Below are 22,641 nucleotides of genomic sequence, written 5' to 3' on the forward strand. Positions count from 1 at the left end.
AGTATAATTTAAGATTTTGATTTTGAATTTATTAAAATTTCTTATAAAGAAGAAAGCCTCAGCATAATAGTGCCGAGGTTTTTAAATTTCCTAACTATTTAATATTTAATTTTTCTTTTAGCTCCTCTATGGCACTATCTAGTTTTTCTTCGTCTAATTCTCTATTTTTATTCTCAATTGCCCTTTCCACTAGATCTCTCAGTTCGTCGTCCTCTTCTTTTTCTAATTTGTCTAGGGACATCTTTACAAGTTTGCCAAGTTCTTTAAACTTCATGACTACTCTGTGTTCATCTGCAATGTGTTCCATTAAAAATTCAAAAGTCCAATCTGAATTTGTTTCTGTGAGGACGCACTTATTGTCAACCATTACGCCTTCATTCTTTAGTGCAATTAAAAAGTAGCGCAAAATATTTCTATCGAAGTTAGAAAACACCATTAATTTATTTTCGTCTTCTAGGCTTTCATTTTTTCTCAAATCTAAATTAAAGAGTTCGCCAACTTTTTTTCTAATTCTTTTTCTGATATTTTATTTATTTCAATTTCATATTCTCTTGCAACTTTTTCTGTGATTTCCGTCTTTTCTTTTTCTAGTCCATATAATAAAATTTTTTTCACTTTAACACCTCTATTTTAATTTACCCAAATTTTTTTTATTTATTGGGTATATTATTTTTGAGGTGATTTTATGAGGTTAAATAAGGGCGATGAAGTTATTTACGAAAGAACTTTTACTGAAAAGGATTTAAGAGATTACGCTGAAAATGCAAACTTTTGGGGCAAGCACCACGAAAGCCCAAACGATAAGGGAGAATATCTTTTGCAGGGACTTTTAACTGCAAGTCTAACTAATAAAATTGGCGGCGACTACGATATTTTGATGTATAGAATGGAATTTGATTTTTTGAAAAAAGCTTATACGGGAAGAAAAATTAAATGTGTTAATATAGTCGATAGTGTGGAAAATAAGCGTGGCAAAAATTTTATCGATATAACTTCAGATGTGTATGACGAAAATGGCGACCACCTTCTCCATGGATTTTTAAAGGGAATATTATTAGATTAATGATTTACTGCATGTTCTTTCATGCAGTTTTTTATCGCCTTCTAGCCTTAATTTTCGACCAGTTAATTGAAATTTCTTTACTTTTCTTTTAATTTTTATATATTAAATATAAGGAGATAAAAATGAAAGGGGCAAAAATGGACTTTGAAATTATAATTGATGAAAATTTTCACGAGCCAAAAACCGTAATTTATACTAATGAAATTACTGAAGATGTGCTCAGAGTTAAAAATTTTGTTTTGGAAAATTCTGATAATTTATTAATTGGCTTTTTTGGTTCTAAAATAAAAATTTTAAAGCCTTCAAAGATATATAGAATTTATACAGAAGATTCTAAAATATTTGCTGAATCTATTGACGAAAAATATTTGATTAAGAAAAGAATCTATCAACTGGAGGATGAGTTAAAATCAAAAAAATTTGTTAGAATTTCAAATTCTGAACTTATAAACTTAAACTTAGTTGAAAGTTTTGATCTTTCCTATTCTGGAACTATTTCAGTTAGGATGAGAAATAACTCTACAACCTTTGTTTCTAGAAGATATGTGAAAAAAATTAAAAATATTCTTGGTGTTTGAGGTGAGATTATGAAAAAATTTATTACAAAAGGTCTGCTTGGTATTTTAATTTGCGAATTTATACTCCTTATTTTATCTTTAGCTTTTTCTTATTTATTTTTAAAGGGCGATTTTTCTCTTGCTAATCCTGCACTGTTAAAAAATTCAAATTCAGTGTTTAACGCAAGTTTTACTTCTGTTTATCTTTCTGCCCTTCTCGGTATAGTTTTTGGACTTGCATCTGTTGTTTGGGAGGAAGAAAAGTTTTCTATTCTCAAAAGAACAATAATCCATTTTCTATTGACAAGTTCTTCTATATCTTTTGTCGGATATAAGTTGTTTTGGTTTGGAAGGTCTAGTGCATCTTTTGCCTTTTTCTTTATAATATATATATTAATTTATCTAGTTATTTGGGCAATACAATATTTTATTTATAAAAAAGAAGTTGAAAAATTAAACGCAAAAATAAAATAATATAAACAATGAGTATAATAAAAAAGCACTCTATGCTTTTCAATAGCGTGCTTTTCTACTTTTATAAAATTTTATTTTTCTCCAATTACTTCAATTTTATATCCATCTGGATCTTTTATGAAGAAATAATGATCTGACTTGTCTGAAAGTGCTTTTAGTTCTGTTACATCGTAGCCCTTATTTTTTAGTTCTTCTCTAAAACTTTTTATATCTTTGTGCGAAATGGCAATATGACCGTAGCCATCTCCAATTGTATAATCTCTTCCGTCATAATTATATGTTAGTTCTAATTCATAGGGTGAGTCTTCAAGTTTTAAATATAGTAATGTAAATTCATCTTCTGGAAAGTCTTTTCTTCTTGATTCAACAAAACCTAAGGCTTCTTTGTAAAACTTTTCAGATCTTTCTAAGTCCTTTACTCTAATCATAGTGTGTAAAAATTTCATAACATTCCTCCAATTTATTTATACCAATATTTGCCACTAATACACAATTTCCATAAAAATATCCATTGAAAATTTTACTAATCAATAGATATCCTTATCTTTACATATAATGATAGCGACTTAAAATATTAGTTAAATAGTCTAAATATTTTAGGCTATCTTCTTTTTTGTCTTTTTCTGTTATTCCTCCATATAAAAAAACTTCTTCAAAAATAATATGTTGATCTACGCTAAAAAGCTGCGTCTTTTTTTCAAACAATAGATAATAATAATCTAACTTGTTTGAATCTTCGTTGCCTAAAAAGTATATTTCTGTCTTTTTATTTTTTGGTATTTTATATATTACAAGTTCTAATATTTCATCGCAAAATTTTTCAATTTCACAATCATTTATCCAATTCATTAAAATAAATTTAAATCTTACTCTATTGTCCCTTATATATTCTGAAAAGCCAATTTTATATGCATCATATCTATCTTCTATCCAATTTAAAATTTCATCAGATGATTTTTTTCTAGGAAGATCTAAGGTTTTATATAGCCCTTTCATATAATCATACACATTAGTTTTTTTACACTTCATATTCCATTCCCATTTTGATAAAGTTTATATGTTTTTCAACAATTAAATTTTTTCTATATAGTTGTAAAAAAAATCAATATTAGTTAAATAGTCTAAATATTTTAGGCTATCTTCTTTTTTGTCTTTTTCTGTTATTCCTCCATATAAAAAAACTTCTTCAAAAATAATATGTTGATCTACGCTAAAAAGCTGCGTCTTTTTTTCAAACAATAGATAATAATAATCTAACTTGTTTGAATCTTCGTTGCCTAAAAAGTATATTTCTGTCTTTTTATTTTTTGGTATTTTATATATCACAAGTTCTAATATTTCATCGCAAAATTTTTCAATTTCACAATCATTTATCCAATTCATTAAGATAAATTTAAATCTTACTCTATTGTCCCTTATATATTCTGAAAAGTTAATTTTATATGCATCATATCTATCTTCTATCCAATTTAAAATTTCATCAGATGATTTTTTTCTAGGAAGATCTAAGGTTTTATATAGCCCTTTCATATAATCATACACATTAGTTTTTTTACACTTCATATTCCATTCCCATTTTGATAAAGTTTATATGTTTTTCAACAATTAAATTTTTTCTATATAGTTGTAAAAAAAATCAATATTAGTTAAATAGTCTAAATATTTTAGGCTATCTTCTTTTTTGTCTTTTTCTGTTATTCCTCCATATAAAAAAACTTCTTCAAAAATAATATGTTGATCTACGCTAAAAAGCTGCGTCTTCTTTTCAAACAATAGATAATAATAATCTAACTTGTTAGAATCTTCGTTTCCTAAAAAGTATATTTCTGTCTTTTTATTTTTTGGTATTTTATATATTACAAGTTCTAATATTTCATCGCAAAATTTTTCAATTTCACAATCATTTATCCAATTCATTAAGATAAATTTAAATCTTACTCTATTGTCCCTTATATATTCTGAAAAGTTAATTTTATATGCATCATATCTATCTTCTATCCAATTTAAAATTTCATCAGATGATTTTTTTCTAGGCAATTTTAAATTTTTATACTTTTCTTTTATAATTGTAGCTTGATTCATCTCTTTATAGTCCATCCACTATTTCACTACTTGCGACAAATTAATTTAATAATTTTTGACTACAATATCCTATAAAATAGAGATTAGCATCAATAGTGCAAAGGTATTATTTATAATATAATAATTTTTTATTATATTAATTCTGCATTTACTTTTTCTATTTTTTCTTCTTTAAGTTCGTCCTTTGAGATAATATCTTTAACTTTCATTAGCCTTGTGATATTTGCTCTTTCGCTTTCGTCGAGCTTTGAGCGAATATATTTTATTGTTTCTTGCAAGTCTGGAATTGTCTTGTACTCAAGGGCGTTTACTCTTCTTCTAGTCTTTTCAATTTCATTGGCAAGAAGTTGTGCTGCTTTTTCCTTTTGTGTAAGTTTCAAAAGTTCTTCCATTACCTCTGTAAGTTCATCAATAGCGGAGTCAAGATCCGATGTTGTTTGTGCATAGCCATAGGGATAGCGTGATGCGTCTTCAGATGTTTTTTTTGTTATAAATTTCATCTCTGGCACATCCACAGACATTACATTTTTCTTTTTGATTTCAACAAGTGTTTTCATTGTGGGAAGGGAAATTGCTTCTTCAAGCATTTCTGGACTCATGGCAGCTGATGCCATTAAAAATGCTTTAAAGGAATTTTGCAATTTTTCTTCCACTTCTAGTCTTAGCTTTTTATTTTCCTTTATGAGAGTTATAAATTGTCTCATAAGTTCGTCTTGTTTGTCCTTTAAAAGCTTATGACCTCTAGTCGATGTTTCTAATTTGCCCTTTAAAAGGGACAAATTCATTCTAGTGGGATTTATTTTAAGTCTTGTCATTATAATCCCTCATTTTCTAAATTTTTATGATCTTGAGGTCCTTTATTATTTTTCTCCTTATCGCCTAAATATTTTTCGATTAATTTGTCGTCAATTCTCTTTAATTCAGTCTTAGGTATTAGAGAAAGAAGTTCCCAACCTAAATTTAATGTTTCTTCTATTGATCTATTAGTTTCAAAGCCCTGTGATACATATTGTTTTTCAAATAAGTCTGCAAATCTTGCAAAAGCTTTGTCAGTTTCTGATAGTGCTGTTTCTCCAAGGATTGCAGAAAGTTCCTTTGCTTCTTTACCTGCGGTGTAAGCTGCATAAATTTGGTTCATTGTATCGGCATGGTCTTCACGAGTTTTTCCTTCGCCAATTCCCTTATCTTTAAGTCTTGAAAGGGATGGAATTGCATTAATTGGTGGTTCTAATCCTTGTTTATATAAATCTGTCGATAAAATTATTTGTCCTTCAGTAATATAGCCCGTTAAGTCTGGGATAGGGTGAGTGATATCTCCTTCTGGCATTGTCAAAATAGGAATTTGTGTAATGGAGCCTTCTCTTCCTTTAATTCTTCCTGCTCTTTCATAAATGCCTGCAAGGTCTGTATATAGATAACCTGGATAACCACGTCTGCCTGGAACTTCCTTTCTCGCTGCAGATACTTCTCTTAGTGCTTCTGCATAGTTTGTCATATCTGTCAAAATTACAAGAACGTGCTTTCCAAGTTCAAATGCTAGATATTCTGCTGCAGTAAGTGCCATCTTTGGAGTTGCAAGTCTTTCAATTGCTGGGTCATTGGCAAGGTTCATGAATAAAACTGCTCTATCTATGGCACCAGTCTTTGTGAAGTCATCTATAAAGTATTGTGCTTCTTCAAAGGTAATACCCATTGCTGCAAAGACTACGGCGAAGTCTCCACCAGAAAGTACAGTTGCTTGTCTTGCGATTTGTGCTGCTAGTTCGTTGTGTGGAAGTCCTGCTTCGGAGAATATTGGAAGCTTTTGCCCTCTAACAAGAGTGTTAAGTCCATCTATTACAGATACACCTGTTTGGATAAATTCAGAGGGATAGTCTCTTGAAACTGGATTTATTGCAGTTCCGTTGATATCAATTTTTTCTTTAGGAATAATCTTTGGGCCACCGTCAATTGGTTCGCCAAGTCCATCAAAGACTCTGCCAATCATATCTGGTGAGACGCCAAGTTCAAGTGGTTTTCCCAAAAATCTTACACTTGTATCCATTAAATTTATTCCACTAGAACCTTCAAAAATTTGAACCATGGCCTTGTCGCCTTCGATTTCTATAACACGTCCACGTCTTTTTTCGCCGGTTTGAAGTTCGATGTCCACAAGTTCTTCGTAGGTTGCGCCTTCTACTCCTTCAACAGTCATAAGAGGTCCAACGACTTCTGTTACTGATTTATATTCTTTAAGCATCTTCATCACCGACCTGTTCTAATTCTTTAAGTTCACTGTCAATTTTATCTTTTATTGCGTCAATTTTTTCTAATTCATCATTAGGTATATACTTCATTCTCGCAATATTTTCTTTTACATCAAGTTTTTCTATTTCACTAAAGTAAGCACCCTTTTCCAATGTTTCTTGACATTTGTCGTAGAAGTAAAGGATTGTATCAAGCATCTTGAATTGCTTTTCAAGAGGGCAGAAAGTATCTACATCGTGAAAGGCATTTTGTTGTAAAAAGTCTTCACGAATTGACTTTGTAGTGTCAAGCTTAACTTGGTCTTCATCTGATAATGTATCACGACCTACAAGTCTTACAACTTCAAGTAATGAAGTTTCTTCTTGTAAAAGTGCCATGGCTCTTTTTCTCAACAAAGAAAATCTCTTATTTACATTTTCGTCTAAATACCTATCAATTTTAGTTTGATAAAGTGAATAGGAATCAATCCAATTTATAGCTGGGAAATGTCTTTGGTAAGATAAATCATAATCAAGCTTCCAAAATATTTTTACAATTCTAAGGGTGTTTTGAGTAACTGGTTCAGAAATATCTCCTCCCGGAGGGGAAACTGCACCTATTACAGAAAGTGCTCCTTCTCTTTCTTCGCTGCCATTTACAATAACACGACCAGCTCTTTCATAAAACTCTGCAATTCTTGAGCCAAGGTATGCTGGATATCCTTCGTCGCCAGGCATTTCTTCAAGACGACCAGACATTTCACGAAGGGCTTCTGCCCAACGAGAAGTTGAGTCAGCCATCATTGCAACGGAATAACCCATATCTCTAAAATATTCTGAAATTGTGATCCCTGTGTAAATTGATGCTTCACGAGCTGCTACTGGCATATTTGAAGTGTTGGCAATAAGCACTGTCCTCTTCATAATTGATTCGCCAGTTGTAGGGTCCATTAGCTCTGGAAATTCCATAAGTACATCTGTCATTTCATTTCCACGTTCGCCGCAACCTACATAGACAACTATTTGTGCATCTGCCCATTTTGCAAGTTGATGTTGTACAACTGTTTTGCCTGAACCAAAGGGTCCTGGAATGGCAGCAGTACCTCCCTTTGTAATTGGGAAAAATGTATCTATTACTCTTTGTCCAGTAACTAGGGGTTCTTTTGGATCGATTTTTTTCTTATAAGGTCTTCCCTTTCTTACTGGCCATTTTTGTATCATCGTAAGATTTTTGTCGCCTATTTCTGTTTCTATTGTTGCAATAGTTTCTTCTACTGTAAAAGAGCCTTCTTTAATATCTTTTATCTTGCCCTTTATCCCATTGGGTACCATGATTTTATGCGTTACAACTGCTGTTTCTTCAACTGTACCGAGAATATCTCCTGCTTCAACTTCATCTCCAACATTTGCAACTTTTTTAAATTCCCATTTTTTTTCTCTATTTAAAGGATTTACTACAACTCCTCTTTTTAAAAAATCTCCGGCTTCATTTCTAAGTCCAACAAGAGGTCTTTGAATTCCGTCAAACATTTGCTCAATCATTCCAGGACCAAGCTCAACGGAAAGTGGCGCTCCTGTTGTATATACTTCATCTCCAGGGCCAATGCCTGTTGTTTCTTCGTAAACTTGAATGGAAGCCTTGTCGCCTCTCATTTCAATTACTTCGCCAATAAGTTTGTCTTTAGAAACTTCTACTACGTCATAGACATTGGCATCTTCCATGCCACTTGCCACAACTAGTGGTCCGGATACTTTAATTATCTTTCCTGATTTCAATAAAGCTCCTCCTCATAAAAAGGTGATTAATCACCTAATATATTTGCTCCTACTGCCTTTTCAACATTTTTATTTAAATTATTCATGCCAATACCAAGAGTTCCCTTGTTAGAAGGAATTACTATAATGGCAGGCAATAATTTGTCATTATATCTATCAATGGTATTAGGTATTTTTTCTGCAAGTTCTTCTGTTATATAAATTACACCATAATCTTTTTTAGCAAGGGCGTCAACCTTGGCTCTTGCATCTTTTTCTTCGTAACTCACGAATACATCTATTCCAATAGCTTTAAAGGATAGAACTGAATCCTTATCGCCAATAACCGCTATTTTATACATAACTATCACGCAACTTTTCTCTAATAAATTCACTATCTAGTCCATTTAATTTAGAAACTAAAATAATTCTAAGATTTTTAATTTCCATTTCTTTAGCCAAAGCATTGGCAAATATAATTTCTGGACCATAAGTGATGTACTTTACATCTTTTATCAAATCTATAAAGTAATTGTCCATCTCTTTTTCAAAGTTTGAAAGATTTCCTTTCTCCTTAAAAGAATCTAAGGCCTCTTTAATATACTTGTAAATATCAAGTTTTTTAAAGGCATCTGTATCTGAGCTTATATCTCTATTTAATAAATCCATATAAGTTTCTTCTCTGACATTTCCGCCTATTATGATTACATTTCTCAAGAATTCAGAATCTTTTTTTTGCTTTTTAGCCCTAAGAAGTGTTCTAATATTTGTAAAATCAATTAAATTTTTTGCATATTTTATAAATAGATCAACTTCAGACTCTTTTGCAAGTTCAAGTAATTCCTTGAAATAAGCGTTGTCGAGATATATATCAATTAGCTGTGGATCTTTTTTTTCTTCGTAAATCTCCTCAACTTTTGCTATAAGCTCAAAATATTTATTCTTTTTGCTTCCTTTAATTAGAGCATCTCTATATTCTTTTAAGTCAAAATCTCCAATGTTCATATAAAGATCTTTTAAGTCCTTTTTCCCAATATCTTCTTTTATTAGCACTTTTAAATTGTGATAAAAATACTTCAATGTTACAAGAAGAATGGGAATTTTGGAAGGAGAAATATCGTAAAGTTCGTCATAAAACCTTGTTAGCTCTTCTTTTAAAATATATTCATATTCTGTGGGAGAAGAGATTTTATTTATATACTTGTTATAAACTGTATCAGATAGAGATCTAAGTGCGTCTTCCAAGGAATCCCCTTCAGAAATCCTTATAAAGTTTTCACTTTTTAAAAGCTCCTTTTCCAAGACTCTAAGTCTTGTGGAACTTTGGATAAATTTACTTCTATCCATTTAACCACCTTTTCCTCTTAACTGAAAAGTTTTTCAGCTAAAAATTTTTCTAACTCTTCTCTTTCAGATTTTACAATAGCTCTAAAGTCGCCATTGTAAATTAAGTTTCCATTGTGTAGGACAAATCCTCTATCAACATCCTCATCAGATACTTTAAAACCAAGATTTGCATTTTTAACTGCTTCTCTATATTTACTTGGTACATCTAAAATAGAGTTTTTATCCTCTACACCTTCAACATTGTTTTTTACAAATTTCACAAAATCTTCTTCTGATAAATTTTCAAGTTCTACAATTGCTTTTTCAAGAACTCTATCGATGACCTTGTGCTTTTCCGCTAAAATATCATCTCTCGCCTTTAGTTCGGCACTTGATTTTACTCTTTTTAAAATGTCTTCTCTTTCTCTTTTTGAGATTTCATTAATTTTATCAGCTAAAAATTTTGCATCATCTTTTCTATTTTCTACAATGGTGTTTTTTTTATCTTCAGCCTCTACTATAATTTCATCTGCCTTTGTTTTTGCATCCTCAATAATTTTATTTAAAATATTTTCAAGTCCTGCCATAGTATCACCTAGGCTCTAAATAGGATAAAGAATGAAATTGCAAAGGCAAGAATTGCATAAAGTTCAACCATTACTGCAAAGATAATACCCTTTGCTTGTTGTTCTTCGTTTTTTGCCAAAATATTAATACCAGCAACAGAAACTTTACCTTGTGCAACTGCTGATACAAGTCCAGCAAGCCCAATTACGGCACCACTTGCCATATACATGAATCCAGTATTTACTGGGGTTTCAGTTGAAAGTCTAAATAAAATAAGTAGTCCAATTACAAATCCGTAAAGACCTTGTGTTCCTGGAAGTAGTTGAAGTACAAGAGATTTACCAAATTTTTCTGGTTCGTCAATTACTACTCCTGCAGCAGCTTCTCCTGCCATACCTACTCCCTTAGCAGATCCTGCACCTGAAAGTGCAACTGCAAAGAAAATTCCAATTGATCCTAAAATCAATCCACCATATTCTCCCATTAATCCATTTAACATTTTAATCCTCCTAGTCTATATTAAAGTAATCTGAATTTTCTATCATTTTTTTGAAAGGTATGCCTCCACCTTCATAAAATTTATTAAACATTTCTACATAAGTAAGCCTTGCTGTGTGAACATAAGCTGACAAATAAGAAAGAAAGGCATTAAACAATTGGAATACCACAAAAATTACTATTGCAAATATTTTTCCAATTATATTTGAACCAAAAAGCATTCCAGCAATCATATTTATAGCAAGTCCCAAGAAAGAACCAGATAAAACTAATGCCATAAGTCTTAGGTAAGATACAAAATCTCCAAGATAAGATGAGATTCCATATAAGGAATACACTCCCCAACCAATCTTTCCTGCCGTAGTTTTTTCTTCACGTCCTCCAGTTGCAACTATGCCAATCATTCCAAGCACCATTATTACTAATAATACCCTTCCAAAGGGTTCAACTTGTGGAAGAACTTTACTTAAAATAAATCCAATTGCACCTAGTACTGCCATGTACCAAAATCCAACATCATATAATGCATCCTTTGGTTTGCCGTCACGAATATCCATATAAGCCTTGATTCCAAGAGCAAAGAATATGTGAATACCACCTAGTATTAATGAAAGAATTATCAAAAGTGTTGAATCTTCTGCTGTATCTATTAGGCTTGGAAGCTCGATTATTCCTCCGAAGAAGGAACCAAATACAAGTCCAAATATCATTGTAGATATGGAAAGGTAATTGAAAAATTTTATAAAGTTTCTCTTTTTTTCCGTCAATTTAAAAGTTTTAAGTGCAAAAAGTGTAGCTAAAAATACTAAAAGTCCATATCCAAAATCGCCAACCATTATACCTGCAAATATAAAATAAAAGGGTGCAAAGAAAGGTGTTGGATCAATTTCATTGTACTTTGGCATTGAATACATTTCCGTCATAAGTTCAAAGGGTCTTACAAAGGAATTGTTTTTTAGTAAAATCGGAACCTTGCTTGAATTTCTATTTGCATCTTCAGCATTTAGATAATAATCATCGCCACATACTTTTTTTACTTCATCTTCAAATTTATCTAATTTTTCACTTGGAACGTAACCTTCAATTAAGTTAAGCTGCGTTGTTTTTAAAAATTTTCTCTCCGACATTATCTTAATTTTTTCATTTCGATAATATTCATAGGAAAATTTAAAATCTTCTAAATATTTTAAATAAGTCTTTAATTCTTCTTCTATGTTTTTATTATTTTCAAAAAGAAGCTCTTTTTCTCTTTCGTAGGCCTCTATCTTGTCCCTAACTTTGCCATCTGCTTTGACATTTATAGGTGTAAAACCAAATTTTGAAAATAGAGTTTTTGCCTCATTTTCCACAGATTTTTCAACTATTATGAGATAATAATAAAAGTTTTTATCCTTTGAGACCCTTTCAATATACACAAGATTATTTTTGATAAATTCACTCTCAAATTCAGCCGCATAGCTTGTCGATATAGTACCTGTGTAAATGTTTACAGAATTCGTGGAATTAAGATCTTTCAAAGAAGATAAAAGATTTTCCCAGGGTTTAAGTTCACCTATTTTGGATTCAATGTTTTGAATTTTGCTATTGTTTTTGTCTTTCTCATCTACAAGAGCTTTTATTTCAGAATCTATTTTTTCAAAGGGAAAAGCAATTGCTCTAGACGTAAGCTCTTCCAAGGTAATGTCTTCCACTCCCTCTTTCATTGCTTTAATAGGACTTTCCTTTTCTTTAAACTTTAGCAATAGATCAATATCATCCTTTGACCTTTTAATTTTATCGTCAATTTCTATTAAATCTTCTGAAGATCTAGGTCTTGAGAAATCATCCTCCGAAAAATCAGCATTAAAATCCGACTCTTCAATGTGAACATAATTAAACTTTTGAAATTTATTAATTAATTTCTCTCTATCTCCATCAAAGATAAAGAGTTTGAATTTTTTCATGTTAACTATTGCCATTATTCACAATCCTCTCTACCACTGACTTTACAATCTCAGCTTCTTGGTCTTTAGAAATTTTTGAAATGTCAATAATCTTCTTTTTTGCTTCTTCTCTTATTGGCAATACAGCTTCTTCTCCTTCTTCTCTTGCCCTTTCAAGAAATTCCTCTTTACTTGTCTTTGCTCTTTGAACAATGGCATCGTAGGACTCCTCTGCAATAGATTTTGCATTTTCAATAATTTCCTTAGCCTTAACTTCTGCATCGTCAATAATTTTTTTTGCCTCAGCTTCAGTGTCTTTAACTTTTTTTACTGCATCATCTGACACTAAATCACCTCCAGTGTAAAATCTTTCTTAAATTAATTATATCACTTGTTAAATTATTATTTAACAACAATAATAATAAATTTAATTTCAGTTGTATTATTTAATACCCTAATTAACATATCTTTATTTAAAAAATATTGAAAAATTAAAATTTCATTTTATTTAAATAGACAATAAATCGTAAAAATTTAGAGCCCTTTGTATTTAAAAGCTTATATTAAAAAACCACTACAAGAGTGGCTTAAAATTTATTATTAAATTTATTATCTATTTAAAATATTTTGAAAAGCATTCATATTGTAAATTTTTGAAACTAATAAAACAGAAATTAACTTGTCTACATAATCCGTTATAATTTGTACTACAAAGACAATTATAAAATCTGAAATATCCATGATGGCACGAAGAGCTTGAACGATGTAACTTGAACCAGCTGTTGTAACTGTTCCAAAAAGATAGGTTGCTATAAGTGCAGATGAAATCGCAACTGGAATTGACATAGCTGGTGTGAGATAAAATTTTGATATAATTTCATCTCTTTTCAAAAACTTAAAATAACCTGCTGTAAAGCCTACTATAACTTGTGTCGGCATAAAATAAATTGCAATTGGATCTCCCATGCTATTTGCAAATGCGGAAATTATTCCAGTTACAATTCCAAAAGCTGGTCCAAAGGAAAAACCAGCCATTATTGTCCCAATAGAGTCAATATATACTGGAAGTTTTAATACAACAGCAATCCATGCACTCACAGAGTTTATTGCAACACAAAGTGCAATAAAAGTGATTTTTTTTGAACTAATTTTCATATTAAATCACCTAAAATATTTTTGTCGACTTCAGCCTTTGTAATCGTCTCTATAAACTCTGTCCACACTTCTAATAAATTTAAATCTTCATATAAAATTATATTTTTTTCTCTCTTCATGAAGTTCATTTCGTCAACCATGATCATACCCCTTGCAGGACCATCTGTGATGCACTCTGCACTATAAATGCTCTTCTTAAATAATTCTGGCTTTCTTTCAGCTAAAATTGTAAGTGGATCGTTTATCACCGATCCAATAATTTTTTCATATTCCCAGTGAAAATCCATGTAAAAGTTTGTTATTTTTTCTATAAAATTTCCCATTTCAGGATTTAATCTCTTAATGTAGGACAAAATACTTGGCGTCAATACAAATTTTCTTGTAACATCAAGTGGCATTATTTCAACTTTGTTTGGTGCATTTTTTATAACATAGTCAGCTGATTCTGGATCTACATAAAAATTAAATTCAGCAACTGGACTCATGTTACCATAACTCTTAAAATTTCCACCCATTATAATAATTCTAGTGTCTTTAAATGCATATCTGTTATACTTTATTGCCTTGGCAATGTTAGTGAGTGGTCCCAGTGCAAAAATTGTAACATCTCCCTTTCTAGCCTCTTCCACTAAAAAGTCAATTGCATCTCCATCTATCTCCTTCTCATCATATTTTAGATAAGTTTCGCCAAGACCATCCTCGCCATGAGTATCCTCTGCGTTAATAAATTTTTTAATGAGAGGAGATTTGCTTCCCATATAAATTTTAAAATCTTGATTTAAAAATTTTGAAAGTCTAAGTACATTTTTCCTTCCCTTTTCAACGTGCACATTACCTGAAACTAAAGAAATCCCAAGAATATCATATTCAATTACATTATTTGATAAAATAATTGCAATAGAATCATCAATTCCGGGATCTGCATCGATAATAATTTTTTTCATTTTAACCTCCATTTCTTTGGAGAACAATTAGTTTTTTATACTTGGAGTTCCCGAACAAGTGAAGCTTATTATACATTATTTTTTTTAAATAGACAAGTTTTCTTGTATCAAGTATAATGTAATAGCCAAGTTAAAATTTTAAATAGGAGTGTTTATTATGAAAAAACTTTTTAAAATACTAATTTTATTCACAATAACCTTTACGCTTTTTGCTTGTAGCAAAAAAAATAATGTATCAAATACAAATAAAATTGAAAAAACAGAAGAAACTACAGCAAGTGCAATTAAACTAACAGAAATGCCAATTGATAATCTTGATTTTCAAACTATGGAAATAATGGATGGCAAAATCATAAAATCAGAAGAGTTCTATAAAGATAAACCTATCACACTTGTAAATGTATGGGGAACTTTTTGTGGCCCTTGCAAAGAAGAAATGCCTGATCTAGCAAAGTTATACGAAACATATAAAGACAAGGTGAATTTTCTTGGCGTAGTTGCGGACACAAATGCCAACATGGATACAAATGTTGAAGAAGCTCAAAAAATCATAAAGGAATCAGGCGTTAATTACATAAATATAATGCCTAATCCAACTATGGAAGATAATTTAGCAAATATTACTGCAATTCCAACAACATTTTTTGTAAATAGCGAGGGAAAAATCCTTGGCGGATTTGTTGGTAAAGCTGATAAAGATGGTCTAGCAGCAACTATTGAAAAAGTTATAGAGGAAAATAAATAATAAAACAAAAGATGAGTTATAACGGACTCATCTTTTTTGTGGGATTTTTATCTCTTGTATTAATTTTATAATTATAGGCTAAAGCTTTACATATTTTTACAGACATCTATCCATTCTTTATAGTTTGAGTATTTTTCAAGTTCTTCTATTGAAAATTCAATGGCACTATTACTGCTGCCACAAGCAGGAAAAACTGTCTCAAATCTTTTTAGTGATATGTCCAAATAAACTGTTACATTTTCATTAATGCCAAAGGGACAAACTCCTCCAACTTCATGACCAATTATTTCTTCTACATTATTTTTATCTATCATCTTTGCCTTTGTTCCAAAAAATATTTTAAACTTTTTATTGTCAATTTTAACATCTCCTGCTGCTACTATTAATATTGGTTTATCCTTTACTAAAAATGAAAGGCTCTTTGCAATTCTCGCTGGCTCACAATTAAGTGCCTTTGCTGCAAGTTCCACAGTTGCACTTGATGTTTTAAATTCAATGATTTTTTCTTCAATGCCATATTTTTTAAAATAATTTTTTACCTTTTCTATACTCATTTTCCCGCCACCCTTTTAATTTTTATTATTATATCATAAATAAATTTTTATAAAAGATAAGTTGTATAAATGAAAAATTTAAAAAATTTATTATTTTAACATTTTTGATATTTGACGAGTTAAACTAAACACAAAACTATTTTAAAATTATTCTTTATATAAATGCAAAAAGTGAATTGAGTTTGATAAATATTTATTGTTATTTTTACACAAAAAACTCCATCTTATTTTAAATTTTTGAGTTTAATTTTTATTATAAAAAACTCATCTTTTTTGTTAATTTTTTTATTTTGTGGGTAAACTATTGGTGATTAGGAGGCTAAAAAATGATTTATGATTATAAAGTAGAAAAACAAGATGGCAGTTTTTTGGAATTAAGAGATTTAAAGGGTAAGGTTATATTAATTGTTAACACTGCTACAAAATGTGGATTCACTCCACAATATGAAGACCTTGAAAATTTATATGAAAAGTATCACGATAAGGGTCTAGAAATAATTGACATACCTTGCAATCAATTTAAAGAACAAGCACCTGAAAGTGACTCAGAAATTACACATTTTTGTCAAATCAATTATAACATTAAATTTCCACAAATGAAAAAAGCTGATGTCAATGGTGAAAATGAAATTGAACTCTATAAATTTTTAAAATCTCAAAAGGGTTTTGAAGGTTTTGGGAAGGGCCCTAAAGCAATTGCAATGTCAACTCTATTAAAAACTATTGACAAAGATTATAAAAATAACCCCGACATAAAGTGGAATTTTACTAAATTTTTAGTTAATAGAGATGGTGAAGTTGTGGCAAGGTTTGAACCAACTGAAAAGATGACAAAAATAGATGAAAAAATTGCTGAGCTAATTTAATTTCAATATAATTTTATTATGTACTTGAAGCTTCTGTATAAATCTTACAGAAGCTCCTCTTATATGCACTAAAAACAACAAAAATAAGAGCAGTTGCCTGCTCCTATTTTATAAGTTTTATTTTTTAAATTTCTAATCCCATTGATTAGTCAAGAATCTTTGATACTACTCCTGATGCTACTGTTCTTCCACCTTCACGAATGGCAAATCTTAGTCCTTCGTCCATTGCTATTGGTGTGATTAGTGTTACTGTAAATGTGGAGTTGTCTCCTGGCATTACCATTTCTGTTCCTTCTTTTAGTTGGATATCTCCTGTTACGTCTGTTGTTCTGAAGTAAAATTGTGGTCTGTATCCGTTAAAAAATGGTGTGTGTCTTCCGCCTTCTTCTTTTGTTAGTACGTATACTTCGGCTTCAAATTTTGTGTGGGGATGTATTGTTCCTGGTGCTGCTAGTACTTGTCCTCTTTGGATTTCTTCTCTTTGTACTCCTCTTAGTAGTGCTCCTATATTGTCTCCTGCTTGAGCTTGGTCTAGTTGTTTTCTAAACATTTCTACACCTGTTACTACTACTTGTCTTTTTTCTTCTGTTAAGCCTACTACTTCTACTGTGTCCCCTACTTTTACTACGCCTTGTTCTACTCTTCCTGTTGCTACTGTTCCTCTTCCTGTGATTGAGAAGATGTCTTCTATTGGCATTAGGAATGGGTGTTCTGTGTCTCTTGCTGGTGTTGGAATGTATTCGTCTACTGCTTCCATTAGTTTTACGATTTTGTCTCCCCATTCTCCGTCTGGATCGTCTAATGCTTTTAGTGCTGATCCTACTATGATTGGTGTGTTGTCTCCGTCAAAATCGTATTCTGATAGCAAGTCCCTTACTTCCATTTCTACTAATTCTATTAGTTCTGGATCGTCTACTTGGTCTTCTTTGTTTAGGAATACTACTATCTTTGGTACTCCTACTTGACGTGCTAGTAGAATGTGTTCTCTTGTTTGTGGCATTGGACCGTCAGCTGCTGATACTACTAGGATAGCTCCGTCCATTTGTGCTGCTCCTGTGATCATGTTCTTTACATAGTCAGCGTGTCCTGGACAGTCTACGTGTGCGTAGTGTCTGTTTGGTGTTTCGTATTCTACGTGAGATGTGGATATTGTGATTCCTCTTTCTCTTTCTTCTGGCGCTTTATCAATGTGAGCGTAATCTACGAATTCTCCACTGCCATATCTCTTGTTCATTACAAGTGTGATTGCTGCTGTTAGTGTTGTTTTACCGTGGTCAACGTGACCAATTGTTCCAATGTTTACATGTGGTTTGTTTCTTTCAAATTTTGCTTTAGCCATTATTAATCCTCCTAAATATTAGTTTTTCTTTTTATCTCCAACTACTTCTTCAGCAATTGATGCTGGTACTTCTTCGTAGTGATCAAATTGCATTGAGTAGTTTGCTCTTCCTTGTGTGTTTGAACGAAGGCTAGTTGCGTAACCAAACATTTCTGCTAGTGGTACATAAGCTGTAACGATTTGAGCTCCAGCTACAAGCTCCATACCTTCCATTCTTCCACGTCTTGAGTTAATATCTCCGATTACATCTCCCATGTATTCTTCAGGAGTTGTAACTTCAACCTTCATCATAGGTTCAAGAAGTACTGGATCTGCTTTTGCAAGTGCATCTCTAACTGCCATAGAACCAGCAATCTTAAATGCCATTTCAGAAGAGTCAACTTCGTGATAAGAACCATCATAAAGAGTTACCTTAACATCAAGTACTTCGTATCCGCCGACAATACCTGATTTTAATGCTTCTTCAATACCTTGTTGAGTAGGTCCAATAAATTCTTTAGGAATTGCACCACCAACTACGGCATTTTCAAATACAAAACCTTCGCCTGGTTTATTAGGTTCAATTCTGATTTTAGCGTGACCATATTGTCCACGACCACCTGATTGACGAGCATATTTAGCTTCGCCTTCAGCAGCCTTCTTAATACCTTCTCTATAAGAAACTTGAGGGTTACCAATGTTAGCCTCAACTTTAAATTCTCTTAAAAGTCTATCAACAATTATGTCAAGATGAAGTTCACCCATTCCTGCGATAATTGTTTGACCAGTTTCTTCATCAGTATATGTTTTAAAAGTTGGATCTTCTTCAGCAAGTTTTGCTAATGCAAGAGCCATCTTATCTTGAGAAGCTTTAGTCTTTGGTTCAATTGCAACAGAGATAACTGGTTCTGGGAATTCCATGTTTTCAAGAATTACTAAACTCTTTTCATCACAAAGAGTATCACCAGTAGTAGTATCTTTAAGACCTACAGCTGCAGCAATTTCTCCTGCGTGGACTTCTTCAATTTCTTGTCTTTTGTTTGCGTGCATTTGAAGAATTCTTCCGATTCTTTCTCTCTTGCCCTTAGTTGAATTCATTACATATGAACCAGCTTGTAATACTCCAGAGTAAACTCTAAAGTAGGCAAGTTTACCAACATAGGGGTCGGTAACAATTTTAAATGCAAGTGCTGAAAAAGGTTCATCATCTGATGAATGTCTGTCTACTTCATTTCCATCCATGTCAGTACCTATTATTGCAGGAACATCAATTGGAGATGGAAGATAGTCGATGATTGCATCAAGAAGAAGTTGAACTCCTTTATTCTTGTAAGAAGATCCACAAGATACTGGAGTAATTTCAACAGCAAGTGTACCCTTTCTTATAGCTTTTTTAAGAAGCTCTTTGTCGATTTCTTCGCCTTCAAGATAAGCCATCATTAAGTCTTCATCAAATTCTGAAGCTTTTTCAATTAATTTTTCTCTATATTCATTTGCAAGGTCTAGGTATTCTTCTGGAACATCAGTAATTTCGATTTCTTTTCCTAGCTCATCCTTGTAAATTTCCGCTTTCATTTCAACAAGATCAATCATTCCAATAAATGTATCTTCAGCTCCTATTGGAACTTGAATTGGAATTGGATTGCCATGTAATTTTTTATCAATAGTGTCAACTGATCTAAAGAAATCAGCTCCTGTAACATCCATCTTGTTGATATGAGCAATTCTTGGAACATGATATTTATCTGCTTGTCTCCAAACAGTTTCAGATTGAGGTTCTACACCACTTTTCGCATCGAAAAGTGCAACTGCACCATCAAGTACTCTTAGAGATCTTTCAACTTCAACTGTAAAGTCCACGTGTCCTGGAGTATCAATAATGTTAAGTCTGTATCCCTTCCAGTGAGCAGTAGTAGCCGCAGAAGTAATTGTAATACCTCTTTCTTGTTCTTGTTCCATCCAGTCCATTTGTGCTGCACCTTCGTGAGTTTCACCTATTTTGTGAATCTTTCCAGCGTAAAAAAGAATACGTTCAGTAGTAGTAGTCTTTCCAGCATCAATATGGGCCATAATACCAATATTTCTATATTTTTCTAATGGTATTTCGCGAGCCATAAATTCCTCCCCTTATTACCATCTATAGTGAGCAAAGGCCTTGTTAGCTTCTGCTGTTCTATGCATTTCATCTTTTCTCTTAACGCTTCCGCCTAATCCATTAGATGCATCAAGTATTTCTTTTGCAAGTCTTTCATCCATAGTCTTTTCGCCTCTGGCTCTTGCATATTTAACTAACCATCTAAGTCCTAAAGTTTGACGTCTTTCCGGTCTAACTTCCATTGGAACTTGGTAAGTAGCACCGCCTATTCTTCTTCCCTTTACTTCAAGCACAGGCATTACATTATTAAGTGCCTTATAAAATATTTCAAGTGCGTCTTCTCCAGTTTGTTCTGCTATCTTTTCAAGTGCTGCATAGACAATTCTTTGAGCAGTACCTTTTTTCCCATCAAGCATAACATTATTTATAAGTTTAGTGATAACCACATCACTATAAATTGGATCAGCCATAACTTCACGTTTTTGGATATGTCCTTTTCTTGGCATAACTTCCCTCCTTAACTATTTTCAGTCGATTCATTGGTACTCAGGTTGAGCCCGTAAGCCAAAAATCTATAAATTCTCATAAAAAATTCAATCAATTTTTAGGTTTTTTAGTACCATATTTAGATCTAGATTGCTTTCTGTCTGTAACTCCAGCTGTATCAAGAGTACCTCTAACAATATGGTATCTAACACCTGGTAAATCCTTAACTCTTCCACCACGGATTAAAACAACACTGTGTTCTTGTAAGTTGTGTCCGATTCCTGGAATATAAGCCATAACTTCGTATCCATTTGTCAAACGAACTCTGGCAACTTTTCTAAGAGCTGAATTCGGTTTCTTAGGTGTTACTGTTCTTACTGCAACACATACTCCTCTTTTTTGTGGAGAATTAACTTCAGTTTCAACTTTTTTAAGTGTGTCATAATTTACATCAAGAGCTGGTGACTTAGATTTACTGTGAATTTTCTTTCTACCATTTCTTACTAATTGGTTAATTGTAGGCATTAATTGCACCTCCTATTTTAATAATAGCATTAGACATTTCAAAGACTACCTAGTATCAGGTAGCCTTTTCATCTCAAATACTCATCAATTTTACCATTACAAAACAATTAAGTCAATAAAAAATATGAGAAATTCGCCAAATTCTCATATTTTTTAAATTATTTTAAGTTTTAACTCCTTATAATTTTTTTATCCTAAATTCTGTCTAAATAAAAATCAAATCTATTAATGTTTATGAAGTTATAGATAGTAAAGAAAATAAAAATTAATAAAAATAAAATTTGAAAACTAATAAAAGTTTTTCTGTAATTATCTTTTTCTACAAAAATTTTAGAAAGTAATTTTTTTGATAAATAATAGCTAAGCCACAAGATAACTAATATACAGCATGACAAAACAATTGAAAACTCAATTTTTTTAAAGGAATTGATTTTATGACCATCTTCAAGTGTCATAAAAAATATTAGTTGATAAATTATAAGAATAGCTTGTGCAATAATTGTTGTTATTTTATAAAGTCTTGGGTCGTCTTTGTACTTATTTTTCAAAATATCTTCTGTGTAAGTTCTGTAAACAAAATATGCTACAAGACCAAAAACTGCTAAATATATATATGGCTTATTTTGACTAAAAACAATGCCAATCCAAAAAGACATCATAGTAAAAGCATATATGTAGTTTTCCACTATAACGCTACTTTCAGTTTCTATTCCTCTTTTTTCTTTATATCTATAAGTTAATGGAATTATTGAAGATATAAGTATGGCTGGTATAAAAAATAATAAAATTAATGATTCCATAATTCCTCTCCTGGTATTTCTTGATGATTTTCTCTTTCTACATAAAAATCAAAACGGCTGGCATTTTTTATGTTGTAGGCACTTCCTAAAGCAAATATTAAAATCAAGATAATCTCTGAAATAATAAAAGCCCTTTTCCAAATATCTCTTTTAAATAAAATACTTTTTAAAATTCTCATGTCTAAAATTATTTTAATGTAGGTTAGAAAAAAGATTGAAATTATTAAAATTTTTTGAAAGGCACTTTTATTGTATCCAAAAATAGTATCCCCATCTTTTAATTCTAAAAAGCTAAGGCTTGCTATTAATATAAAAGATATGGAAATAAATAAAATCCTCCACTTAGGCTCATTTTTATTTTCCAATAACTTCTTTCCCCTTAAGCTATCTGTGTAAAGTTTATAAATAGCCCAAATTACAAAATATACGAACATGCTGATAATAATTATGAGACCAATATTTTGATAAATATCAGAGTAATATTCTAAGATTAAAAAATTTGTTATTAAGAAGGAGTATATTATGTCATTCTCAGAATCTTTTTCTTCTTTCTTATTTTCTCTTATGTAAATAAAAGTGACTAAGGCTGACGCAAAAATTGCCACTAATACATATATTGTTAAATCACTCATTAATTCACCTCAAAAATCTTTTATTAATAAATAAAAACTTTTCTTTCTTAAT

General features: G+C 31.3%; 29 protein-coding genes. 5 read left to right on the plus strand and 24 right to left on the minus strand.

Features of this window, described 5'->3' with window-relative positions; translation table 11 throughout:
* Positions 1–94: 94 nt before the first annotated feature.
* Complete coding sequence (locus BIV18_RS02235) at positions 95–475, minus strand: DUF3783 domain-containing protein (protein WP_235860765.1); 381 nt, start codon at positions 473–475, stop codon at positions 95–97.
* Positions 476–477: 2 nt separating this feature from the next.
* Positions 478–615 (minus strand): hypothetical protein, encoded by a 138-nt coding sequence (locus tag BIV18_RS10900; protein WP_235860766.1) that lies wholly within the window; start codon positions 613–615, stop codon positions 478–480.
* A gap of 70 nt (positions 616–685) precedes the next feature.
* Between BIV18_RS10900 and BIV18_RS02240 the strand changes: the two genes are divergently transcribed.
* From BIV18_RS02240 to BIV18_RS02250, 3 genes are all read left to right on the plus strand, one after another.
* Positions 686–1,063, plus strand: a complete 378-nt coding sequence (locus BIV18_RS02240) for a hotdog family protein (RefSeq protein WP_075659104.1) — start codon at positions 686–688, stop codon at positions 1,061–1,063.
* Between the two features lie 122 nt (positions 1,064–1,185).
* On the plus strand, positions 1,186–1,641 hold the full coding sequence (locus tag BIV18_RS02245; protein WP_235860767.1) for a LytTR family DNA-binding domain-containing protein: 456 nt from the start codon (positions 1,186–1,188) through the stop codon (positions 1,639–1,641).
* Positions 1,642–1,650: 9 nt separating this feature from the next.
* Positions 1,651–2,094 (plus strand): DUF3021 domain-containing protein, encoded by a 444-nt coding sequence (locus tag BIV18_RS02250; RefSeq protein WP_075659105.1) that lies wholly within the window; start codon positions 1,651–1,653, stop codon positions 2,092–2,094.
* Positions 2,095–2,165: 71 nt separating this feature from the next.
* Here the strand turns inward: BIV18_RS02250 and gloA are convergent, their stop codons facing one another.
* From gloA to BIV18_RS02325, 15 genes are all read right to left on the minus strand, one after another.
* Positions 2,166–2,540, minus strand: coding sequence for a lactoylglutathione lyase (gloA, locus tag BIV18_RS02255; protein ID WP_075659106.1), 375 nt, complete (start codon positions 2,538–2,540; stop codon positions 2,166–2,168).
* Between the two features lie 100 nt (positions 2,541–2,640).
* Positions 2,641–3,123, minus strand: coding sequence for a hypothetical protein (locus tag BIV18_RS02260; RefSeq protein WP_075659107.1), 483 nt, complete (start codon positions 3,121–3,123; stop codon positions 2,641–2,643).
* Positions 3,124–3,165: 42 nt separating this feature from the next.
* On the minus strand, positions 3,166–3,657 hold the full coding sequence (locus tag BIV18_RS02265) for a hypothetical protein (RefSeq protein WP_075659108.1): 492 nt from the start codon (positions 3,655–3,657) through the stop codon (positions 3,166–3,168).
* A 42-nt stretch (positions 3,658–3,699) separates the two neighbouring features.
* The gene (locus BIV18_RS02270) at positions 3,700–4,191 is read right to left on the minus strand and encodes a hypothetical protein (RefSeq protein ID WP_075659109.1); all 492 of its coding nucleotides are present in this window, start codon (positions 4,189–4,191) and stop codon (positions 3,700–3,702) included.
* A gap of 116 nt (positions 4,192–4,307) precedes the next feature.
* On the minus strand, positions 4,308–4,991 hold the full coding sequence (locus BIV18_RS02275; protein WP_075659110.1) for a V-type ATP synthase subunit D: 684 nt from the start codon (positions 4,989–4,991) through the stop codon (positions 4,308–4,310).
* On the minus strand, positions 4,991–6,415 hold the full coding sequence (locus BIV18_RS02280; protein ID WP_075659111.1) for a V-type ATP synthase subunit B: 1,425 nt from the start codon (positions 6,413–6,415) through the stop codon (positions 4,991–4,993). The genes BIV18_RS02275 and BIV18_RS02280 overlap by 1 nt, the downstream gene beginning before the upstream one ends.
* Positions 6,408–8,177: a V-type ATP synthase subunit A gene (locus tag BIV18_RS02285; RefSeq protein WP_075659112.1), complete on the minus strand. Its 1,770-nt coding sequence runs from the start codon at positions 8,175–8,177 to the stop codon at positions 6,408–6,410. The genes BIV18_RS02280 and BIV18_RS02285 overlap by 8 nt, the downstream gene beginning before the upstream one ends.
* A gap of 26 nt (positions 8,178–8,203) precedes the next feature.
* Positions 8,204–8,518, minus strand: coding sequence for a V-type ATP synthase subunit F (locus tag BIV18_RS02290; protein ID WP_075659113.1), 315 nt, complete (start codon positions 8,516–8,518; stop codon positions 8,204–8,206).
* Complete coding sequence (locus BIV18_RS02295) at positions 8,511–9,503, minus strand: V-type ATP synthase subunit C (RefSeq protein ID WP_075659114.1); 993 nt, start codon at positions 9,501–9,503, stop codon at positions 8,511–8,513. Before BIV18_RS02295 ends, BIV18_RS02290 begins: the two co-directional genes overlap by 8 nt.
* Before the next feature lie 17 nt (positions 9,504–9,520).
* Positions 9,521–10,069, minus strand: a complete 549-nt coding sequence (locus BIV18_RS02300) for a V-type ATP synthase subunit E (protein ID WP_075659115.1) — start codon at positions 10,067–10,069, stop codon at positions 9,521–9,523.
* 8 nt (positions 10,070–10,077) lie between these two features.
* Entirely contained in the window at positions 10,078–10,548 is a 471-nt protein-coding gene (locus BIV18_RS02305; protein ID WP_075659116.1) for a V-type ATP synthase subunit K, read from the minus strand.
* Positions 10,549–10,558: 10 nt separating this feature from the next.
* Positions 10,559–12,505, minus strand: a complete 1,947-nt coding sequence (locus tag BIV18_RS02310) for a V-type ATP synthase subunit I (RefSeq protein ID WP_075659117.1) — start codon at positions 12,503–12,505, stop codon at positions 10,559–10,561.
* Positions 12,492–12,815 (minus strand): hypothetical protein, encoded by a 324-nt coding sequence (locus BIV18_RS02315; RefSeq protein ID WP_075659118.1) that lies wholly within the window; start codon positions 12,813–12,815, stop codon positions 12,492–12,494. The genes BIV18_RS02310 and BIV18_RS02315 overlap by 14 nt, the downstream gene beginning before the upstream one ends.
* A gap of 263 nt (positions 12,816–13,078) precedes the next feature.
* Complete coding sequence (locus BIV18_RS02320; RefSeq protein WP_075659119.1) at positions 13,079–13,624, minus strand: ECF transporter S component; 546 nt, start codon at positions 13,622–13,624, stop codon at positions 13,079–13,081.
* The gene (locus BIV18_RS02325) at positions 13,621–14,568 is read right to left on the minus strand and encodes a nucleoside hydrolase (RefSeq protein WP_075659120.1); all 948 of its coding nucleotides are present in this window, start codon (positions 14,566–14,568) and stop codon (positions 13,621–13,623) included. Before BIV18_RS02325 ends, BIV18_RS02320 begins: the two co-directional genes overlap by 4 nt.
* A 157-nt stretch (positions 14,569–14,725) precedes the next feature.
* Here BIV18_RS02325 and BIV18_RS02330 point away from each other — a divergent pair, with 157 nt between their 5' ends.
* A complete protein-coding gene (locus BIV18_RS02330) occupies positions 14,726–15,313 on the plus strand; it encodes a TlpA family protein disulfide reductase (protein ID WP_075659121.1) in 588 nt (195 codons plus the stop codon).
* 86 nt (positions 15,314–15,399) lie between these two features.
* On the opposite strand, the gene BIV18_RS02335 is transcribed toward BIV18_RS02330, so the two are convergent.
* Positions 15,400–15,867 carry a YbaK/EbsC family protein gene (locus BIV18_RS02335; protein ID WP_075659122.1) on the minus strand — a complete coding sequence of 156 codons (468 nt, stop codon included), beginning with the start codon at positions 15,865–15,867 and terminating at the stop codon, positions 15,400–15,402.
* 326 nt (positions 15,868–16,193) lie between these two features.
* Here BIV18_RS02335 and BIV18_RS02340 point away from each other — a divergent pair, with 326 nt between their 5' ends.
* On the plus strand, positions 16,194–16,733 hold the full coding sequence (locus BIV18_RS02340; protein WP_075659123.1) for a glutathione peroxidase: 540 nt from the start codon (positions 16,194–16,196) through the stop codon (positions 16,731–16,733).
* A gap of 145 nt (positions 16,734–16,878) precedes the next feature.
* On the opposite strand, the gene tuf is transcribed toward BIV18_RS02340, so the two are convergent.
* From tuf to BIV18_RS02370, 6 genes are all read right to left on the minus strand, one after another.
* Positions 16,879–18,072 carry an elongation factor Tu gene (gene tuf / locus BIV18_RS02345; protein ID WP_075659124.1) on the minus strand — a complete coding sequence of 398 codons (1,194 nt, stop codon included), beginning with the start codon at positions 18,070–18,072 and terminating at the stop codon, positions 16,879–16,881.
* An 18-nt stretch (positions 18,073–18,090) separates the two neighbouring features.
* Positions 18,091–20,166, minus strand: coding sequence for an elongation factor G (fusA, locus tag BIV18_RS02350; RefSeq protein WP_075659125.1), 2,076 nt, complete (start codon positions 20,164–20,166; stop codon positions 18,091–18,093).
* A gap of 15 nt (positions 20,167–20,181) precedes the next feature.
* On the minus strand, positions 20,182–20,652 hold the full coding sequence (gene rpsG / locus BIV18_RS02355; RefSeq protein ID WP_075659126.1) for a 30S ribosomal protein S7: 471 nt from the start codon (positions 20,650–20,652) through the stop codon (positions 20,182–20,184).
* 91 nt (positions 20,653–20,743) lie between these two features.
* Positions 20,744–21,157 (minus strand): 30S ribosomal protein S12, encoded by a 414-nt coding sequence (gene rpsL, locus BIV18_RS02360; protein ID WP_019124174.1) that lies wholly within the window; start codon positions 21,155–21,157, stop codon positions 20,744–20,746.
* A 194-nt stretch (positions 21,158–21,351) separates the two neighbouring features.
* Complete coding sequence (locus tag BIV18_RS02365; RefSeq protein WP_075659127.1) at positions 21,352–21,957, minus strand: hypothetical protein; 606 nt, start codon at positions 21,955–21,957, stop codon at positions 21,352–21,354.
* Entirely contained in the window at positions 21,945–22,589 is a 645-nt protein-coding gene (locus tag BIV18_RS02370; RefSeq protein ID WP_075659128.1) for a hypothetical protein, read from the minus strand. Before BIV18_RS02370 ends, BIV18_RS02365 begins: the two co-directional genes overlap by 13 nt.
* Positions 22,590–22,641 lie beyond the last annotated feature (52 nt).

Source organism: Peptoniphilus grossensis (genome assembly GCF_001940285.1).
In the GTDB taxonomy this organism is placed as follows: Bacteria; Bacillota; Clostridia; order Tissierellales; family Peptoniphilaceae; genus Peptoniphilus_A; species Peptoniphilus_A faecalis.

What these genes read in the sequence shown, in the direction of transcription:
- BIV18_RS02240 (WP_075659104.1), top strand. Translation starts at nt 686, where the DNA reads ATGAGGTTAAATAAGGGCGATGAAGTTATTTACGAAAGAACTTTTACT.
- BIV18_RS02245 (WP_235860767.1), top strand. Translation starts at nt 1,186, where the DNA reads ATGAAAGGGGCAAAAATGGACTTTGAAATTATAATTGATGAAAATTTT.
- BIV18_RS02250 (WP_075659105.1), top strand. Translation starts at nt 1,651, where the DNA reads ATGAAAAAATTTATTACAAAAGGTCTGCTTGGTATTTTAATTTGCGAA.
- gloA (WP_075659106.1), bottom strand. Translation starts at nt 2,540, where the DNA reads ATGAAATTTTTACACACTATGATTAGAGTAAAGGACTTAGAAAGATCT.
- BIV18_RS02260 (WP_075659107.1), bottom strand. Translation starts at nt 3,123, where the DNA reads ATGAAGTGTAAAAAAACTAATGTGTATGATTATATGAAAGGGCTATAT.
- BIV18_RS02265 (WP_075659108.1), bottom strand. Translation starts at nt 3,657, where the DNA reads ATGAAGTGTAAAAAAACTAATGTGTATGATTATATGAAAGGGCTATAT.
- BIV18_RS02270 (WP_075659109.1), bottom strand. Translation starts at nt 4,191, where the DNA reads ATGGACTATAAAGAGATGAATCAAGCTACAATTATAAAAGAAAAGTAT.
- BIV18_RS02275 (WP_075659110.1), bottom strand. Translation starts at nt 4,991, where the DNA reads ATGACAAGACTTAAAATAAATCCCACTAGAATGAATTTGTCCCTTTTA.
- BIV18_RS02280 (WP_075659111.1), bottom strand. Translation starts at nt 6,415, where the DNA reads ATGCTTAAAGAATATAAATCAGTAACAGAAGTCGTTGGACCTCTTATG.
- BIV18_RS02290 (WP_075659113.1), bottom strand. Translation starts at nt 8,518, where the DNA reads ATGTATAAAATAGCGGTTATTGGCGATAAGGATTCAGTTCTATCCTTT.
- BIV18_RS02295 (WP_075659114.1), bottom strand. Translation starts at nt 9,503, where the DNA reads ATGGATAGAAGTAAATTTATCCAAAGTTCCACAAGACTTAGAGTCTTG.
- BIV18_RS02300 (WP_075659115.1), bottom strand. Translation starts at nt 10,069, where the DNA reads ATGGCAGGACTTGAAAATATTTTAAATAAAATTATTGAGGATGCAAAA.
- BIV18_RS02305 (WP_075659116.1), bottom strand. Translation starts at nt 10,548, where the DNA reads ATGTTAAATGGATTAATGGGAGAATATGGTGGATTGATTTTAGGATCA.
- BIV18_RS02310 (WP_075659117.1), bottom strand. Translation starts at nt 12,505, where the DNA reads ATGGCAATAGTTAACATGAAAAAATTCAAACTCTTTATCTTTGATGGA.
- BIV18_RS02320 (WP_075659119.1), bottom strand. Translation starts at nt 13,624, where the DNA reads ATGAAAATTAGTTCAAAAAAAATCACTTTTATTGCACTTTGTGTTGCA.
- BIV18_RS02325 (WP_075659120.1), bottom strand. Translation starts at nt 14,568, where the DNA reads ATGAAAAAAATTATTATCGATGCAGATCCCGGAATTGATGATTCTATT.
- BIV18_RS02330 (WP_075659121.1), top strand. Translation starts at nt 14,726, where the DNA reads ATGAAAAAACTTTTTAAAATACTAATTTTATTCACAATAACCTTTACG.
- BIV18_RS02335 (WP_075659122.1), bottom strand. Translation starts at nt 15,867, where the DNA reads ATGAGTATAGAAAAGGTAAAAAATTATTTTAAAAAATATGGCATTGAA.
- BIV18_RS02340 (WP_075659123.1), top strand. Translation starts at nt 16,194, where the DNA reads ATGATTTATGATTATAAAGTAGAAAAACAAGATGGCAGTTTTTTGGAA.
- tuf (WP_075659124.1), bottom strand. Translation starts at nt 18,072, where the DNA reads ATGGCTAAAGCAAAATTTGAAAGAAACAAACCACATGTAAACATTGGA.
- fusA (WP_075659125.1), bottom strand. Translation starts at nt 20,166, where the DNA reads ATGGCTCGCGAAATACCATTAGAAAAATATAGAAATATTGGTATTATG.
- rpsG (WP_075659126.1), bottom strand. Translation starts at nt 20,652, where the DNA reads ATGCCAAGAAAAGGACATATCCAAAAACGTGAAGTTATGGCTGATCCA.
- rpsL (WP_019124174.1), bottom strand. Translation starts at nt 21,157, where the DNA reads ATGCCTACAATTAACCAATTAGTAAGAAATGGTAGAAAGAAAATTCAC.
- BIV18_RS02365 (WP_075659127.1), bottom strand. Translation starts at nt 21,957, where the DNA reads ATGGAATCATTAATTTTATTATTTTTTATACCAGCCATACTTATATCT.
- BIV18_RS02370 (WP_075659128.1), bottom strand. Translation starts at nt 22,589, where the DNA reads ATGAGTGATTTAACAATATATGTATTAGTGGCAATTTTTGCGTCAGCC.